Origin of the sequence: Caloramator australicus RC3, assembly GCF_000297115.1 — a bacterium.
Lineage (GTDB): Bacteria > Bacillota > Clostridia > Clostridiales > Caloramatoraceae > Caloramator > Caloramator australicus.
The window spans coordinates 1-1,444 of sequence record NZ_CAKP01000147.1 but is presented as its reverse complement, the minus strand read 5'-3'; the positions used below and the strand labels follow the sequence as shown (position 1 = coordinate 1,444).

General features: G+C 29.8%; 1 protein-coding gene and 1 pseudogene. Both read left to right on the top strand.

Going from position 1 to position 1,444, the window contains the following annotated elements:
• Nucleotides 1-111 (top strand): annotated as a pseudogene (locus CAAU_RS14715) (transposase); the annotation flags it as partial.
• Nucleotides 112-113: 2 nt separating this feature from the next.
• Nucleotides 114-1,184, top strand: a complete 1,071-nt coding sequence (gene tnpB, locus CAAU_RS13375; protein ID WP_008909975.1) for an IS200/IS605 family element RNA-guided endonuclease TnpB — start codon at nucleotides 114-116, stop codon at nucleotides 1,182-1,184.
• Nucleotides 1,185-1,444: the final 260 nt, after the last annotated feature.

Sequence of the window (1,444 nt, the reverse complement as noted above, 5' to 3'; positions counted from 1 at the left end):
ATTATGGAAAGAATATTTTTGGTCAAGAAGTTACTGTTTACTTACAACAGGTGTGGTGTACAATTAGAAGTAATTAAAAAATATATAGAAAAGCAAGGGAAAGAGGTGTAACTTTGCTAAAGGCTTATAAATACAGGATATATCCAACAAAAGAACAAGAAGAATATTTTGCTAAAGTATTTGGTTGTGTAAGATTTATATACAACAAAATGCTACATGACAAAATAGAATACTATAAAAAAACAGGGGAAATGCTAAACAATACACCTGCACAATATAAAAAAGAATATCCGTTTCTAAAGGAAGTAGATAGCCTTGCCCTTGCTAATGCACAGCTTAATTTAGAGAAGGCATATAAAAACTTTTTTAGAGATAAGAAAATAGGATTTCCAAAGTTCAAGAAAAAGAAAGGTTACCAGTCTTATACTACAAATAATCAAAATGGGACAGTAACACTTGAAGGTAGTTATCTAAAAGTTCCAAAGTTAAAGACAAAAATAAAAATAAAACAACACAGACAATTTGAAGGAAAAATTAAATCTGTAACTATATCAAAAACGCCAACAGGCAAATATTATGCTTCTATACTTGTAGAAGAAGAAATTAAAGAATTACCTAAAATAGATAAAAAAGTAGGTATAGATTTAGGAATTAAAGAATTTGCTATTTTATCTGATGGAACAAAGGTAGAAAATCCAAAATGGTTAAGAAAAACAGAAAAAAGAATTAAAATTATACAAAAATCATTATCAAGAAAGCAAAAGCAAAGTAAAAACTATGAAAGGACAAGACAAAAACTTGCAAAACTACACGAAAAGATATCAAATCAAAGAAAAGATTTTCTTCACAAATTATCTTCTAAAATTATACACGAAAACCAAGTGATAGTTTTAGAAGATTTACAGGTAAAGAATATGCAACAAAATCATAAATTAGCCAAAGCAATAACAGAAGTATCATGGGCAGAATTTAGAAGGATGTTAGAATATAAAGCAAGATGGTATGGCAGAGAAATAATAATAGCACCACAAAATTATGCATCAAGTCAAACATGTAGTGAATGTGGATATAAAAATCCTGATGTAAAGAATTTAGCATTGAGAGAATGGAAATGTCCAAAGTGTGGTGCAGTTCATGATAGAGATATAAATGCAAGCAAGAATTTGCTAAAATTAGCCATGTGATTGGTATATATGGGGAAGGAACAGCCCTTTGAGCGTGGGTAATCTGGTAACAGAAGTTACCTTGACCACGAAGCCACCACTTCTATAAGTGGGGGTAGTTCACAAAAATAGAGGTGAAATTAGATGGGACTAAAGAGTAAAACCATGGAGATAGTTAAATATTTTTGAGTTTTTTAAATTCAACAAAAACCTTGGGCAAAACTTTTTTGATAGATGAAAATATATTAAAAAAGATTATCGACGCTGCTGAGCTTGATGAA